This window comes from Lutimaribacter degradans, from assembly GCF_023703375.1.
Classification (GTDB): domain Bacteria; phylum Pseudomonadota; class Alphaproteobacteria; order Rhodobacterales; family Rhodobacteraceae; genus Lutimaribacter; species Lutimaribacter degradans.
Window position 1 is genome coordinate 158,461 of the sequence record NZ_JAMQGO010000001.1, and the last position, 15,016, is coordinate 173,476.

Consider the following 15,016-nt stretch of genomic DNA (forward strand, 5'->3'; position numbering starts at 1 on the left):
TTCCTGCAGAGCCACGGCAAATTTTTTCGGGAAATCGTGGGAGGTTTGGGGGCGCGCCGGGTTTCTCAATATATTGTGTTGGGTTTCGAATTATTTCCCATATTAGGTGTGAATTGGTCAAAAATTACCCCAATATCTTGTTTGGCAGGTAGGGCGTGAACAATATCCTGTGGCGCTTGGGGTCAAATTCTTGTTGATTTCCATGAATTCCCATGTCATCCCTGTTTGCACGATGAGGACGGGATCAAAGAGGGGCGCCAAGCTCCCGAAACACTCCCAAGTCAGGTTTCATACAGGCACCCGCTTCATCAGAATGAGAGATCCGGCGCGCGAGCGAGCAGACATCCCCCCAGGTGGCGCGCGCAGTCGGACACCCCGCAGAGCGGGACGAGGGCGGCGGATTGGGCAGTGGCAGCAGCTCAATCCGCCGTTTCGTTTCCAAGGGGTCAATCGCTGCATCCGGGGGAAATGAGAGGATCACGGGACAGTGGTTCGCAGGTTCAGAGGTGAAAGCCACCACAAGGTGGACAGCAAGGGGCGGGTCTCGATTCCGGCCTCTTTTCGCCGTGTGCTCGAGGCGGGCGACCCGAACTGGACCGATGGGCTGAGCCCCGAATTCGTGATCGTCTACGGCGACCATCGCCGCAAATACCTTGAATGTTACACGATGGAAGCGATCGACGAGGTTGACGAAAAAATCGCCGCTCTGCCGCGTGGATCGAAAGAACGCCGCCTGCTTGAGCGGCTGTTCAGCGGCCAGTCGGAGCCGGCCAGGGTCGATGAAACGGGCCGTATCGTTCTGAGCGCCAAGCTGCGCCAGAAAATCGGGATCGAGGCCGAGGCATTCTTTATCGCCGCCGGCGACACGTTCCAGATATGGAAGCCCGAGACATACGAGCAGGAAGAACTGGCCAAGACCGAAGCCTGGCTTGACGAATTGCCCGAGGATTTCGATCCGCTCGTCCTGCTTGATGGGCCACAGGCGGGGTAGGCCGATGTCTGCTGCCGCCACCCCTGATACCGCTCCGCATGTTCCGGTTTTGCTGCGTCCGCTTATGCGGGCCATCAATCCGGTTTCGGGCGTTTGGCTGGATGGCACGTTCGGCGCGGGCGGCTATACCCGTGCGCTGCTTGCGGCGGGCGCATCGCGCGTGATCGCGGTTGATCGTGATCCGCTGGCATTCCGGATGGCCGCGGGTTGGGCCGACGGGTACGGCGACCGCTTGCAGATGGTCGAGGGCCTGTTTTCGCGGCTGGATGAATACGGGCAAGACCTTGATGGCGTGGTACTCGATATCGGCGTCAGCTCGATGCAGCTCGACCAGGCAGAGCGCGGGTTTTCCTTCATGCGCGACGGCCCGCTCGACATGCGGATGGCGCAGGCGGGCGAAAGCGCCGCCGACATCGTCAACACCGCCGATGAGGCGGCGCTGGCCGATATACTGTTCCATTACGGCGAAGAGCGGGCGAGCCGTCGTATCGCGCGGGCCATCCTGCGCGCGCGGGCCGAGGCGCCGATTACCACGACCCTGCGCCTGGCCGAGATCGTCGAGGGTTGCCTGCCACGGCCGAAGCCCGGCCAGACTCACCCGGCGACACGCACTTTCCAGGCGCTGCGCGTGGCGGTGAATGACGAATATGGCGAACTGGTTTCCGGGCTCGAGGCCGCGGAACGCGCGCTTAAACCCGGGGGCAAGCTGGCGGTGGTCACCTTTCATTCGATCGAGGACCGGATCGTGAAGCGGTTCCTGATCGACCGGTCGGGCGGGGGCGGTCGTGCCAACCGCTATGCGCCGCAACCCGAAGAGGTGGCGCCGCAATTTACCCTGCCAACGAAAAAGGCCATCGGCCCCGACGCCGATGAGTTGGCCGAGAATCCGCGTGCGCGCAGCGCCAAGCTGCGTGTCGGCATTCGCACCGATGCCCCGCCCGGGCAAAGCGACCGCAAGGCGCTGGGGCTGCCGCAAGTGAAGAGAGAGCGTTGAGATGCGATCGATCCTGTCAATCCTGACCGCCTGCGCCGTGATCGGCCTTGCCTTCTGGGCCTATCACGAGAACTACAAGACGCAGGAAGCATTGGCCAAGAGCGAGCAATTGCAGCGCGATATCGCCTCGGCGCGCGCCCGGCTTTCGGTGCTGCGCGCCGAATGGGCCTATCTCAACCGGCCCGACCGTCTGCGCGAGCTGGCAACGCTGAATTTCGACAAGCTGGGGCTGCTGCCCTTCGCGCCCGAGCAGTTCGGTCGGGTCGACAAGGTGCCGTATCCGCCGCAGGGCCAGATGCTGCCGGTTACACAGCCGGTTGACGTGTCCTCGGCCATGAACGCGACGGAGGCAAGCGAATGATCCGCACACCGCTGCGCCCGTTGGCGCGTATCCTTGATGCACGGCAAAAGGGCGAAAACCCCGACGCGATCGAGCGCGAGAACATTCGCCTGCGCCACGAGGAAATGCGCGACCGCGCGCGGCGCCGGGCCGAGGGGCGGTTGTTGGTGCTGGGCCTGGCGTTTTTCTGCGCCTTTTCGGTGATCGGTGCGCGCATGGGCCACCTGGCCGCGTCGGAACCGGCTGAACCGCGCGCCAGCGCCGCAGGGGCAGCGATTATCGCGCAGCGGGCCGATATCGTCGACCGCAGGGGCCGCGTGCTGGCAACCAATCTCGATACCTATTCGCTCTATGCACAGCCGCCGCAGATGATCGAACCAGCGCGCGCAGCCCGCGAATTGGCACAGATCTTTCCCGACCTGAACGAGTCCGATCTGCTGGAGGATTTCACCGGCAAGCGCAAGTTCCTGTGGATCAAGAAAAAACTCAGCCCCGAGCAAAAGCAGGCCGTGCATGACATCGGCGAGCCGGGCCTGTTGTTCGGCCCGCGCGAGATGCGCCTTTACCCCAATGGCAAACTGGCCGCGCATATCCTGGGCGGCGCCAGTTTCGGCCGCGAGGGTGTGCATGCCGCCGAGGTGATCGGCGTCGCGGGGATCGAAAAGCAATATGACGAGCTGCTGCGCGACGCGGCACGCGGCGGACAGCCGCTGGAATTGTCGCTGGACCTGTCGGTGCAGGCTGCAGCCGAACGGGTGTTGCACGGCGGTATGCGCCTGATGAACGCCAAGGGCGCGGCGGCGGTATTGATGGATGTGCATACCGGCGAGGTTATTTCGCTGGTCAGCTTGCCCGATTTCGACCCCAACGACAGGCCGCGCGCCCCGACCGAGGGCAACCCCAGCGACAGCCCGCTGTTCAACCGCGCGGTGCAGGGTGTGTATGAGCTGGGCTCGACCTTCAAGATCTTCGCAGTGGCCCAGGCGATGGAACTGGGGTTGATCAATCCATCGACCGTGATCGACACCAAGGGCCCGTTGCGCTGGGGCAAGCATAGAATTCGCGACTTTCGCAATTACGGGCCGGAACTGTCCGCCACGAAGGTGATCGTCAAATCCTCGAATATCGGCACCGCCCGGATCGCGCAGATGATCGGCGAAGAGCGACAGCAAGACTTTCTGCGCAGCATCGGGATGTTCGAGCCGACACCGCTGGAAATCGTCGAGGCGGCAGGCGGGCGCCCGCTGTTGCCCCCCAACTGGTCCGAACTCAGCACCATGACGGTTTCCTATGGCCACGGCATGTCGGCAACGCCACTTCATCTTGCGGCCGGGTACGCCGCGATAGCCAACGGGGGCATGTATGTCGCACCCACCGTTATCAAGCAGGACCGGCCGCAATACGGGCCGCGCGTGCTGTCGCCCGACGTGGCCGAGGCCAGCCGGCAGATGTTGCGCAAGGTCGTGACCGAGGGCACTGCCAGCTTTGGCGACGTGCCGGGATACGCCGTGGCCGGCAAGACCGGCACGGCTGACAAGCCCAAGGAGCGCGGCGGCGGCTATTACGAGGACAAGGTGATTGCGACCTTCGCCAGCATGTTCCCAGCCCATGATCCGAAATACGTTCTTGTCGTCACTTTGGACGAGCCGGTGGAAACCAGCGGCGACGAGCCGCGCCGCACCGCGGGCTGGACAGCCGTGCCGGTGGCCGCCGAGATGATCCGCCGGGTTGCGCCCCTGCTTGGCCTGTGGCCCGAGATTGAACCGGGCAACCTGGCTGATATAACGCTCACATCATCTGAATGAACGCGGGCAGGGTGCATGGGCGGGCAGACAAAGACACTGGCACAGCTGGGGCTGACCGCTTCAGGCGGCCGCGAGGTTTCGATCACGGGCCTTGCCGTGGACAGCCGCGAGGTGAAAGCGGGTTTTCTTTTCGCAGCCTTGCCCGGCAGCCGGGTGCACGGGGCCGAGTTCATCCGCTACGCGCTGGGCCTGGGCGCGGTGGCGGTGCTGACAGATGCGGCAGGCGCAGCCTTGGCGGCCGAGCAGATCGACGCCCATGATCCCGCCGTGGTCGTGGCGGAAGATCCGCGCGAGGCGTTGGCCGGGGCGGCGGCGCTGTGGTTCGGCGCGCAGCCTGCCACGATGGTGGCGGTGACCGGCACCAACGGCAAGACATCGGTCTCGACCTTCACCCGCCAGATCTGGATCGCGTTGGGCGCGCAGGCCGTCAACCTGGGCACGACCGGGGTCGAGGGGGCCTATACCGCGCCTCTGGCCCACACCACGCCCGAGCCCATCACGTTGCATCGTGCCCTGGCCGATTGCGCCGCCGCCGGCATTACCCATGCCGCCATGGAAGCATCCAGCCACGGGTTGGATCAGAAACGGCTGGATGGCGTGCACCTGCGCGCGGCGGGTTTCACGAATTTCACCCAGGATCACCTTGATTATCACAAGACGTTCGACGCGTATTTCGCCGCCAAGGCCGGGCTTTTTGGTCGCGTTCTGCCCCAGGATGGCACCGCCGTGATCAACATGGATGATCCGCGCGGTCCCGACATGGCGCAAATCGCCGAGCATCGCGGCCAGCAGGTTATCCGCGTGGGGCACAATCCCGGCATGGACCTGCAATTGCAGGCGCAGCGGTTCGATGCCACCGGGCAGCAATTGCGGCTGGCCTGGCAGGGCGAGGTGCATCTGCTTCGACTGCCGCTGATCGGCGGTTTCCAGGCCGAGAACGTGGCCATCGCGGCGGGGTTGGTCATCGCGGCGGGGGCGGCCGACCCCGAGGCGGTGCTGCGCGTCTTGCCACAGTTGGAAACCGTGCCGGGCCGGATGCAACTGGCGGCCACGCGCGACAACGGGGCAGCGGTTTTCGTCGATTACGCCCATACGCCCGACGCGGTGGCGACCGCGCTGCGCGCATTGCGCCCGCATGTGATGGGGCGGCTGGTGGCCATCGTGGGGGCCGGCGGCGATCGAGACCGTGCCAAGCGCCCGCTGATGGGGCGGGCGGCAGGCGAAAACGCCGATCTTGTGATCGTGACCGATGACAACCCGCGCAGCGAAGACCCCGCCACCATTCGCGCGGCGGTGATGGAAGGTTTGGCCACCACTGCATCGGCCGCCTCGGCCATCGAGGTGGCCGACCGGGCCGAGGCCATCCTGCGCGGCGTCGATGCTCTGCAACCCGGCGATGCCCTGCTGATCTGCGGCAAGGGGCACGAGACCGGCCAGATCGTGGGCGACACGGTCTATCCCTTCAATGATGCCGAACAGGCCAGCGTCGCCGTGGCCGCGCTGGACGGGTTGATGCCATGAACGCGCCCGTGCTCTGGACTGCGGCGGATGCCGCCCGCGCCACCGGCGGCGACGCCACCGCTTCCTGGTCGGCCACCGGCGTTTCGATCGACACCCGCACCCTGCAGGAGGGCGATCTTTTCGTGGCGCTCAAGGCGGCGCGCGACGGGCATGAATTCGTCGCGCAGGCCCTGGCCAAGGGGGCCGCTGCCGCGCTTGTCAGCCATGTGCCCGATGGGGTGCCCCCCGATGCGCCGCTGTTGATCGTGCCGGACGTGTTGGCGGCGCTCGAGGACCTGGCCCGGGCGGCCAGGGATCGCACGCGGGCCAAGGTGATCGGGGTGACCGGCTCGGTCGGCAAGACCTCGACCAAGGAAATGCTGCGCATGGTGTTGTCGGGGCAGGGCCGCACCCATGCGGCCGAGGCAAGCTATAACAACCATTGGGGCGTACCGCTGACCCTTGCGCGGATGCCGGCGGATACCGAGTTCGCGGTGATCGAGATCGGCATGAACGCACCGGGCGAAATCGCGCCGCTGTCAAGGCTGGCGCGCCCGCATGTGGTGATGGTCACAACCGTGGCCGCAGCGCACTTGGAAGCCTTTGAAAACCTCGATGGTATCGCCCATGAAAAGGCCAGCATCGCCGACGGGCTGGAACCCGCGGGCTTTGCCGTGCTGAACGGCGACATCGACACGACGCATATCCTGCAAGACCGCGCCCGCGCGATGGGCGCGAAGGTGCTGACATTCGGCGAGGCCGCGCGAAACCACCACCGGGCGACCGTGATCCGGTTGATCGACACAACCACGGTCGTGCGTGGCCGGGCCTGGCGTCGGCCGATGCTGTTCAAGGTGCAGGCCGCGGGCCGGCACTTCGCGGTCAACGGCATGGGGGTGCTGGCGGTGGTCAGCGCGCTTGGGCTTGACCTCGGCATCGCCGCCAGCGACCTGGGTCGATGGGCGCCCCCCGCCGGGCGCGGCGCGCGCGAACGCATTCACATGGACACGGTCAACGAGGACCTGGTGTTCGAACTGATCGACGATGCCTTCAACGCCAACCCCAGTTCGATGGCGGCCGCGCTTGAAGTGTTGGCCGCCGCCCGGACCGACGATGGCATCGGGCGTGTCTCGAAGGGGCGGCGCATTGCCATACTGGGCGATATGCTGGAACTGGGTCAGGACGAGATCGCCATGCATGTGGCCATCGCCGACTTGCCATGGATCGCCAGCCTGGACAGGGTGCATTGCGTTGGCCAGCGGATGCGCCACCTGCACGAGGCATTGCCCGCGAACATGCGTGGAGAATGGCACGCCGATGCCGGTGCCATGGCAGCCCGCGTGCGGCGCCTGCTTGACGCGGGGGACGTGGTGCTTGTCAAGGGATCGAAGGGCAGCAAGGTGTCCGCGGTGGTTGACGCGCTGCGCAAACTGGGCCATGCCGCGCGATCATCTGAAAAAGGGGCCGAATAGATGCTGTATTGGTTGACCGAGCTGTCGGATGGCGGCGATGTCTTCAATCTCTTTCGCTACATCACTTTCCGTTCGGGCGGGGCGTTCTTTACCGCGCTTCTGTTCGGCTTCCTGTTCGGCCGTCCGCTGATTAATGTTTTGCGCAAGCGCCAGGGCAGGGGCCAACCCATTCGCGATGACGGCCCCGAAGGGCACATGGCCAAGGCGGGCACGCCCACCATGGGCGGGCTGCTGATCGTGGGGGCGCTGTTGTCATCGACCCTGCTATGGGCGCGGCTGGACAACCCGTTCGTCTGGATGGTGCTTTTCGTGACCATGAGCTACGGGTTGATCGGGTTCGCGGACGATTACGCCAAGGTCAGCAAGCAGAACACCAAGGGCGTGTCGGGCAAGCTGCGCCTTGGTCTGGGCTTTCTGATCGCGGGTATCGCGGCCTGGTGGGCCGCTCACTACCACCCCACGCCGTTGTCGAACCACCTGGCTTTCCCGGTGTTCAAGGAAACGCTGCTTTACCTGGGCTACCTGTTCATTCCCTTCGCGATGATCGTGATCGTGGGGGCGGCGAACGCGGTGAACCTGACCGACGGTTTGGATGGCCTGGCCATCATGCCGGTCATGATCGCGGCCGGCACGTTCGGCGTCATCGCCTACGCGGTGGGGCGGGTCGATTTCACCGACTACCTTGATGTGCATTACGTGCCCGGAACGGGCGAGATCCTTGTTTTCGTGGCCGGCCTGATCGGCGGCGGGCTGGGATTCTTGTGGTACAACGCGCCGCCGGCGGCGGTGTTCATGGGCGATACCGGCAGCCTGGCCCTTGGCGGTGCCCTGGGCGCCATTGCCGTTGCCACCAAGCACGAGATCGTGCTGGCAATCGTCGGTGGGCTGTTCGTTGTCGAGGCATTGAGCGTGATCATCCAGGTCGGCTATTTCAAACGTACGGGCAAGCGCGTTTTCCTGATGGCGCCGATCCACCACCACTATGAAAAGAAGGGCTGGAGCGAGTCGCAGATCGTGATCCGGTTCTGGATCATCGCGCTGATCCTGGCGATGATCGGCCTTGCGACTTTGAAGGTGCGCTGATCCGAATGGGCGCGGCTGTGCCGCGCGCATGACATCTCGCCTGCGGCTCGGATGATGGGGGCGCTGCCCCGGCGCGCCCTGCGCGCCTCCCCCGGGGTATTTGCGGCAAGAGGAAGCGGGCAGGCTGGCCAAACCCTGCGCTGTCAACTATGGTTGACACATATTGACGGGAGGTTTGGCCATGTTCGATGCGGAAAAGGGACTGCAGGCGCCAGCCCTGTCGGGCGCGCCGCGTGCCGGGCTGTGCACCGATTGCGGCGTGTCGCGCATGGGGGATGGCCGGGCCTGCGGGCGCGCCTGCCAGTTCATTCAACCCGATTACGAGGCGGCCGAGGCGCGCGTGCATGGCCGCCGGCCGGGCGTCGGGGACGAGGCGTTTTTCGGTGTGACGCAGGCCATGCTGCGCGCGCGGCTTGCCCCGCCCGCGCCGGGGGCGCAATGGACCGGGTTGACCACCGGGCTGGCGGCCGAGCTGTTGCGCACCGGCGTGGTCGACGCGGTTCTGGCCACCGCGCCAGACCCCGATGACAGGTGGGCGCCACGCCCGGTTATCGTGACCGACCCGCAAGCGATGGCTGAGTGCCGGGGCATGCGCATGGGGTTTGGCCCGTTACTGGCGCTGCTGGAGCCCGCGATTGCGGCAGGTCACAGGCGTTTGGCGGTTGTTGGTATCCCCTGCCAGGTCTACGCGCTGCGCGCGCTCGAGGCCGAGTTGGAGTTGGAGCGGCTTTACGTGATTGGTACGCCCTGTTCGGACAATACCACCACGGCGCGGTTTCACGAGTTTCTTGCCTTGCTGGAGGATCGGCCCGAGCGCGTCACCTACCTGGAGTTTCGTGCCGATTACCGGGTCGAGCTGCGCTTTGACGACGGGCGCAAGCCGCGGTTCATCCCGTTTCTCAAGTTGCCGATTTCGGACTTGCCGGCGGATTTCTTTCCGATGACCTGCAAGACATGCGTGGATTACACCAACCGGCTGGCCGATATCACGGTGGGCTACATGGGCGGTGACGGGGACCAATGGCTGATCGTGCGCAACGCGCGCGGGGCCGAGATGTTGGCCGCAATGGGAGAGCGCGTTGTCACGCGTCCGCTGGTCGACAAGGGGCGGCGCGAGGCGGCTGTAAAGGGATTCCTGGCCAATACCGAGCGTGCGGCAGGCGGCTTGCCATTGCGGCGGATGCCCGGTTGGGTGCGTCCAATCGTGGCGTGGTTGCAGCCGCGTATCGGGCCGCGCGGCCTGGAATTCGCCCGGGCGCGTGTCGAGATGAAGGCGATCGAGAGTATCTTGCATCTGCGCCGCGCCCATCCGGCGCGGGTCAAGAACATGGTGCCGGCCCATGTCTGGCGTGTTGCGGCGCACTACGGGCTGGTGCCCGGCCCCGACGAACGGCGCTGAGACTTCGGGCCCCGGTGTTGCAGGGGCTTTCGCCGTCGCCTGCTTTGCGGTAGCGATCTGGCCCAAGGCAATGGCGGAGGCACGCATGATCCCGGTGCAAGGGTTCGAAGGACAGGTTGTTGCGGTTCTGGGGCTGGGGCGTTCGGGCCTGTCCGCAGCGCGGGCGCTGAAGGCCGGGGGCGCCAAGGTGGTGGCGTGGGACGACAACCCCGATGCGCGCGCAAGGGCCGAGGCCGAAGGGCTGACCGTTCGTGATCTTTCGCGGGCGGGTGCCCTTGACGGCGTGTCGGCATTGATCGTCAGCCCGGGCATCCCGCATCTTTACCCAAGGCCCAACCCGGTGGTTGCGGCGGCCTGGGTGGCGGGCGTGCCGGTGGACAATGATATCGGCTTGTTCTTTCGCTCTTTCGCGGCGGGATTCGACGCCTATGACAGCCCGCCCCGGGTGATCGCGGTGACGGGCTCGAACGGGAAATCAACCACGGCCGCGCTGATCCATCACTTGTTGCAGGAGGCCGGGCGCGATGCCCAGCTGGCCGGGAATATCGGGCGCGGTGTGCTGGATATCGATATGCCGGGCGAGGGCGGTGCGGTGGTGCTTGAACTGTCCAGCTACCAAACCGAGCTGGCCCGCGCGCTGACGCCGGATATCGCCCTGTTCACCAACCTCACACCCGACCACCTGGATCGGCATGGCGGCATGGGGGGGTATTTCGCCGCCAAGCGCCGGCTTTTTGCCGAGGGCGGGCCGGATCGCGCGGTGATTGGCGTCGATGAGGACGAGGGGCGATACCTGGCCAACCAGATGGCCATGGGGGCGGGCGACGACCGTGTGATCCGCGTCAGCGCGGCGCAAAAGCTGACGGGGCCGGGCTGGCAGGTCTTTGCGCGCAAGGGGTTCCTGACCGAATGGCGCAAGGGGCGGCAGATGGCGGCCATCGACCTGCGGCAGATCCTGGGGCTGCCGGGGGCGCATAACCACCAGAATGCCTGCGCCGCCTATGCTGCATGCCGCGCCATGGGCATGGCGCCCAAGGTGATCGAGCAGGGGCTGCACAGTTATCCGGGCCTGCCGCATCGCAGCCAGGTGATCGCGGAGTCCGAGGGGGTACTTTACGTCAACGACTCGAAGGCCACGAATGTCGACAGCGCCCTGAAGGCATTGCTGGCCTTCGACCGCATACGCTGGATCTGTGGCGGGCTGGAAAAGGAAGGCGGGCTTGCCGGGTTGCAACCTGGCCTGCCGCACGTGGTCAAAGCCTATGTGATCGGGCGCGAGGCAGCGGGATTCGCGATGCAATTGCCGGGGGTCGAAAGCGAAACCTGCACCACGATGGAGCGCGCCGTGACAGCGGCCCTGGCCGAGGCGCAACCGGGTGAGGTGGTGCTATTGGCGCCGGCCGCGGCCAGTTTCGACCAGTATGACAATTTCGAACAGCGCGGCGATGATTTCACCAGCCGGGTGAAGGCCGCGCTGGAGGCGTAAAGGCGCGCCAATGTCGCCAACCCGCGGGCGCTTTGCGAGTTGTCCTTGAAACCGGGTCAGGCCGCTGCGATTGCGGTGCCGGCGGCCCAGCCCGATGACCAGGCCCATTGAAAATTGTAGCCGCCCAGCCAGCCGGTCACATCGACCGCCTCGCCGATGAAGTAGAGCCCGGGAACCGTGTGCGATATCATGGTTTTTGACGACAGGCCATCAGTTTCGACCCCGCCCAGCGTGACCTCGGCGGTGCGGTAGCCCTCGGTCGCGGTGGGTTTCAGCCGCCAGTCCGACAGAGTGCCGACGATCTGTGCCAGCCGTGCGTCGGATTGATCGGCCAGGTTGCCCGACACGCCCAGCACCGGCGCCAGGTGATCGACGAGGCGCGCCGGAAGATGCTGCGCCAGCGCCGTGGTCATGTTGCGCCGGCCGTGGCGGGCGCGCCCCGTGCGCAGGCTGTCCAGCATCGTACCGTCAGGGTCGAGGTTCAGCGCGATCTCGTCTCCCTCGCGCCAGTAGGAACTGATCTGCAAGATCGCCGGGCCGGAAAGGCCGCGATGCGTGAACAGCGCCGCCTCCTCGAAACTGATGCCGTTGGCGGTTGCCCGGACGGGGCAGGCCGTGCCGGAAAGCGGTCGAAAGGGCCCATCGGAAAAGGTGAAGGGCACCAGCGCCGGGCGGGTCTCGGTGACCTTGTGGCCGAATTGCCGCGCGATGTCATGGGCCAGGCCGGTGGCGCCCATCTTGGGGATCGACTTGCCGCCAGTCGCCACCACCAGGTTGCGGGCGGTGACATCGTGGCGCTGGCCCTGCCGGTCTATCGTGGCGGTAAAGCGTGTGCCGTCATGGGTCAGCGCGACCAGGCTGCTTTGCAGCCAAAGATCGGCCCCGGCGGCCTCGTCCAGCAACATGCGGATGATCTGCTTGGCGCTGTCGTCGCAAAAGAGTTGGCCCAGCGTCTTTTCGTGCCAGGCGATGCCGTGCCGTTCGACAAGCGCGATGAAATCCCACTGGGTGTAGCGGGCCAGCGCCGATTTGTGGAAATGCGGATTGCGGCCAAGAAAGGCCGACGGATCGGTGTGAAGGTTCGTGAAATTGCACCGACCGCCGCCCGAGATACGAATTTTTTCGCCCGGGGCCTTGGCGTGGTCGATCACCATCGTGCCCGGCCCCGAATGGGCCGCGCACATCAGCCCGGCCGCGCCGGCACCAAGGATGAGCGTATTCACCTGCATGCGGCGCGAGGTGCCCGATAGGCGCTGCTTTTGCAAGGGCGCGCGTGGCGGCCGCTGCTGTCCTTTCCACCTACAGATCGCAGGCTTTCGAGCCTGAGGCATGTCCGCAAAGCTCTGGTCAGGGCGGGTCTTTATCGCTAGACTGAAAATCAACGACCCCGCAAAGGGGCGGTTCATGAGGCAGTGAGCGGTGGTTCCATGACTGAAATGGTCTACGGCGCGGTCCCGGTGCGGGATGGCGAGCCGGTTCTTCCCAAGTGGTGGAGAACCGTGGACAAATGGACAATGTCCTGCATCCTGATCCTGTTCGGGATCGGCATGTTGCTGGCTTTGGCGGCGTCGCCGCCGCTGGCGGCCAAGAACGGCTTCGATGCCTTTCACTATGTCGAACGGCAGGCGTTTTTCGGCGGCCTGGCCCTGGCCGCGATGCTTATCACCAGCATGATGAGCCCGACTCTGGTGCGCCGGCTGGCCGTGCTGGGCTTTGTCGTGGCCTTTGTCGGGATGGCGCTGTTGCCGTTTTTCGGCACCGATTTCGGCAAGGGGGCGGTGCGCTGGTATTCGCTGGGCTTTGCCGCGCTGCAACCGTCGGAGTTTCTAAAGCCCGGTTTCGTCGTCGCCGCGGCCTGGATGATGGCGGCGGCACAGGACATCCACGGGCCGCCGGGGCGGTTGTGGTCCTTTGGCATGACGCTGGTGATCGTGGCGATGCTGGTCGGACAGCCCGATTTCGGACAGGCGGCCCTTGTCCTGTTCGGCTGGGGCGTGATGTGGTTCGTGGCCGGGGCGCCGATGCTGCTTTTGCTGGTGATGGCCGCCGGCGTCGTTTTCGTGGGCACGCTGGCCTACAACAGTTCGGAACATTTCGCGCGCCGCATCGATGGCTTCCTGTCGCCCGATGTCGACCCGACCACGCAGCTTGGCTATGCCACCAACGCCATTCGCGAGGGCGGTTTTTTCGGCGTCGGCGTGGGCGAGGGTCAGGTGAAATGGTCGCTGCCCGATGCCCACACCGATTTCATCATCGCCGTCGCGGCCGAGGAATACGGCCTGATCCTGGTGCTGGTGATCATCTCGCTTTACATGGGCGTGGTGGTGCGCTCGCTCTTGCGGCTGATGCATGAGCGCGACCCGTTCATTCGCCTGGCGGGCACGGGGCTGGCGGCGATGTTCGGCGTGCAGGCGATGATCAATATGGGTGTTGCCGTGCGCCTGTTGCCGGCCAAGGGCATGACGTTGCCCTTCGTCAGCTATGGCGGCTCGTCGCTGATCGCGGGGGGTATCGCGGTGGGCATGCTGCTGGCCTTTACCCGCACACGTCCCCAGGGTGAGATCGGTGATATCCTGCGCGGCGGCCGCGGCCGGTAGCGCCAAGGCGCCACGCGGTTCCCCGCCGATCGCTGCTGTGCCGGGATTGCGGTGACGTGGCGCGCGGGCTATCCGGCGCGGCAGGCGGAACGGAGTAGAAGTCATGACAGAGCGCCAACCATTGCTGGTGATCGCGGCCGGGGGCACGGGCGGGCACATGTTTCCCGCGCAGGCCCTGGCCGAGGTGATGCTGCGCCGGGGCTGGCGGGTGAAACTGTCGACCGATGCGCGCGGCGCGCGCTACACGGGCGGCTTTCCGCACTCGGTCAAGATCGAGCAGATCAGCAGCGCCACTTTTGCCCGTGGCGGTGCGCTGGCCAGGCTGGCAGTACCCTTTCGCATCGCCGGGGGGGTGATCGCGGCGGTGCTTGGCATGATGCGCGACAAGCCGGATGTCGTGGTGGGCTTTGGTGGCTACCCGTCGATCCCGGCATTGTCGGCGGCATTTGTTCTGCGCCGGCCACGCATGATCCACGAACAGAACGGTGTGCTGGGCCGGGTCAATCGCCTGTTTGCCAAGCGTGTCGATGCCGTAGCCTGTGGCACCTGGCCGACCGATCTGCCGGCGGGGGTCGAGGGCGTCCACACCGGCAACCCGGTTCGCGGTGCCGTGGCCGAGCGGGCGGGGGCCGGCTACATTCCACCCGGCGATTACCCGATGTCCATCCTTGTGATCGGTGGCAGCCAGGGCGCGCGCATCCTGTCTGACGTGGTCCCCCCCGCCATTGCGGCCCTGCCGACCGAGCTGCTGCGCCATGTTCGTGTCAGCCACCAGGCCCGCGACGAGGATGGCGCGCGGGTTGCCGCGTTCTACGACGAGAACGGCATAGATGCCGATGTGCAGCCGTTCTTCCACGATGTGCCCCGCCGCATGACCGAGGCACAGTTGGTGATCAGCCGTTCGGGCGCCTCGTCGGTGGCCGATATCAGCGTGATTGGCCGACCCGCGATCCTGATCCCCTATGCGGCTGCCACGGCCGACCATCAGACCGCCAATGCGCGCGGCCTGAAAGAGGCGGGAGGCGCGATCGTGATTCCCGAAAGCCATATGACGGTCGAGGCGGTGGCAGAACAGATTGGGCTGGTGTTGGGTCAGCCCCGGGGCGCCGAGCAGATGGCCCGCGCGGCGCTGTCGGTGGGCAAGCCGGACGCGACCGAGGAACTTGTAAGGTTGGTTGAACATTTGGCGGGCGTCGATCGCGGCGCCGGCGCGCCCGGACCCGAGCGGGCGGCGGGCTGAAGCCTGGCCTACGGACAAAGGCCCGTGGCGCAAGGAACAGCCCGGGATTGCACCAACAACAACGGGCTCCGCCAGCGGCGGGGCAGCAGACAGACGAAGGACAAGACAC

The 15,016-nt window shown here is 65.8% G+C and carries 12 protein-coding genes; 11 read left to right on the forward strand and 1 reads right to left on the reverse strand.

The features are described 5' to 3' along the window. The first annotated feature begins 487 nt into the window (after positions 1-487). The 9 genes from mraZ to murD all read left to right on the forward strand — a co-directional run bounded on the left by mraZ (position 488) and on the right by murD (position 11,070). On the forward strand, positions 488-991 hold the full coding sequence (gene mraZ, locus M8744_RS00805; protein ID WP_251407919.1) for a division/cell wall cluster transcriptional repressor MraZ: 504 nt from the start codon (positions 488-490) through the stop codon (positions 989-991). 4 nt (positions 992-995) lie between these two features. Further along, on the forward strand, positions 996-1,985 hold the full coding sequence (gene rsmH, locus M8744_RS00810; protein WP_251407922.1) for a 16S rRNA (cytosine(1402)-N(4))-methyltransferase RsmH: 990 nt from the start codon (positions 996-998) through the stop codon (positions 1,983-1,985). A gap of 1 nt (position 1,986) precedes the next feature. Beyond that, the gene (gene ftsL / locus M8744_RS00815) at positions 1,987-2,346 is read left to right on the forward strand and encodes a cell division protein FtsL (protein WP_251407925.1); all 360 of its coding nucleotides are present in this window, start codon (positions 1,987-1,989) and stop codon (positions 2,344-2,346) included. Continuing rightward, entirely contained in the window at positions 2,343-4,130 is a 1,788-nt protein-coding gene (locus tag M8744_RS00820; protein ID WP_251407928.1) for a peptidoglycan D,D-transpeptidase FtsI family protein, read from the forward strand. Before ftsL ends, M8744_RS00820 begins: the two co-directional genes overlap by 4 nt. A 15-nt stretch (positions 4,131-4,145) precedes the next feature. Further along, positions 4,146-5,651: a UDP-N-acetylmuramoyl-L-alanyl-D-glutamate--2,6-diaminopimelate ligase gene (locus M8744_RS00825; RefSeq protein ID WP_251407931.1), complete on the forward strand. Its 1,506-nt coding sequence runs from the start codon at positions 4,146-4,148 to the stop codon at positions 5,649-5,651. Further along, complete coding sequence (locus M8744_RS00830) at positions 5,648-7,102, forward strand: UDP-N-acetylmuramoyl-tripeptide--D-alanyl-D-alanine ligase (RefSeq protein ID WP_251407934.1); 1,455 nt, start codon at positions 5,648-5,650, stop codon at positions 7,100-7,102. Before M8744_RS00825 ends, M8744_RS00830 begins: the two co-directional genes overlap by 4 nt. Continuing rightward, on the forward strand, positions 7,103-8,185 hold the full coding sequence (gene mraY, locus M8744_RS00835) for a phospho-N-acetylmuramoyl-pentapeptide-transferase (RefSeq protein WP_251407937.1): 1,083 nt from the start codon (positions 7,103-7,105) through the stop codon (positions 8,183-8,185). Between the two features lie 181 nt (positions 8,186-8,366). After that, positions 8,367-9,584 (forward strand): Coenzyme F420 hydrogenase/dehydrogenase, beta subunit C-terminal domain, encoded by a 1,218-nt coding sequence (locus M8744_RS00840; RefSeq protein ID WP_251407940.1) that lies wholly within the window; start codon positions 8,367-8,369, stop codon positions 9,582-9,584. Between the two features lie 85 nt (positions 9,585-9,669). Continuing rightward, positions 9,670-11,070, forward strand: a complete 1,401-nt coding sequence (gene murD, locus M8744_RS00845) for a UDP-N-acetylmuramoyl-L-alanine--D-glutamate ligase (protein ID WP_251409983.1) — start codon at positions 9,670-9,672, stop codon at positions 11,068-11,070. Between the two features lie 56 nt (positions 11,071-11,126). Here the strand turns inward: murD and M8744_RS00850 are convergent, their stop codons facing one another. Further along, entirely contained in the window at positions 11,127-12,299 is a 1,173-nt protein-coding gene (locus M8744_RS00850; protein ID WP_251407943.1) for a BaiN/RdsA family NAD(P)/FAD-dependent oxidoreductase, read from the reverse strand. 198 nt (positions 12,300-12,497) lie between these two features. On the opposite strand from M8744_RS00850, the gene M8744_RS00855 reads away from it, so the two are divergent. Together M8744_RS00855 and M8744_RS00860 are read left to right on the forward strand one after the other, a co-directional pair. Next, positions 12,498-13,667, forward strand: a complete 1,170-nt coding sequence (locus tag M8744_RS00855) for a peptidoglycan glycosyltransferase FtsW (RefSeq protein ID WP_251407946.1) — start codon at positions 12,498-12,500, stop codon at positions 13,665-13,667. 103 nt (positions 13,668-13,770) lie between these two features. Then, positions 13,771-14,907, forward strand: coding sequence for a UDP-N-acetylglucosamine--N-acetylmuramyl-(pentapeptide) pyrophosphoryl-undecaprenol N-acetylglucosamine transferase (locus M8744_RS00860; RefSeq protein ID WP_251407949.1), 1,137 nt, complete (start codon positions 13,771-13,773; stop codon positions 14,905-14,907). Positions 14,908-15,016 lie beyond the last annotated feature (109 nt).

Coding starts and splice junctions, on each gene's coding strand:
- ftsL (WP_251407925.1), top strand. CDS start 1,987: ATGCGATCGATCCTGTCAATCCTGACCGCCTGCGCCGTGATCGGCCTT.
- mraY (WP_251407937.1), top strand. CDS start 7,103: ATGCTGTATTGGTTGACCGAGCTGTCGGATGGCGGCGATGTCTTCAAT.
- M8744_RS00860 (WP_251407949.1), top strand. CDS start 13,771: ATGACAGAGCGCCAACCATTGCTGGTGATCGCGGCCGGGGGCACGGGC.
- M8744_RS00850 (WP_251407943.1), bottom strand. CDS start 12,299: ATGCAGGTGAATACGCTCATCCTTGGTGCCGGCGCGGCCGGGCTGATG.
- rsmH (WP_251407922.1), top strand. CDS start 996: ATGTCTGCTGCCGCCACCCCTGATACCGCTCCGCATGTTCCGGTTTTG.
- M8744_RS00830 (WP_251407934.1), top strand. CDS start 5,648: ATGAACGCGCCCGTGCTCTGGACTGCGGCGGATGCCGCCCGCGCCACC.
- murD (WP_251409983.1), top strand. CDS start 9,670: ATGATCCCGGTGCAAGGGTTCGAAGGACAGGTTGTTGCGGTTCTGGGG.
- M8744_RS00840 (WP_251407940.1), top strand. CDS start 8,367: ATGTTCGATGCGGAAAAGGGACTGCAGGCGCCAGCCCTGTCGGGCGCG.
- M8744_RS00825 (WP_251407931.1), top strand. CDS start 4,146: ATGGGCGGGCAGACAAAGACACTGGCACAGCTGGGGCTGACCGCTTCA.
- M8744_RS00855 (WP_251407946.1), top strand. CDS start 12,498: ATGACTGAAATGGTCTACGGCGCGGTCCCGGTGCGGGATGGCGAGCCG.
- M8744_RS00820 (WP_251407928.1), top strand. CDS start 2,343: ATGATCCGCACACCGCTGCGCCCGTTGGCGCGTATCCTTGATGCACGG.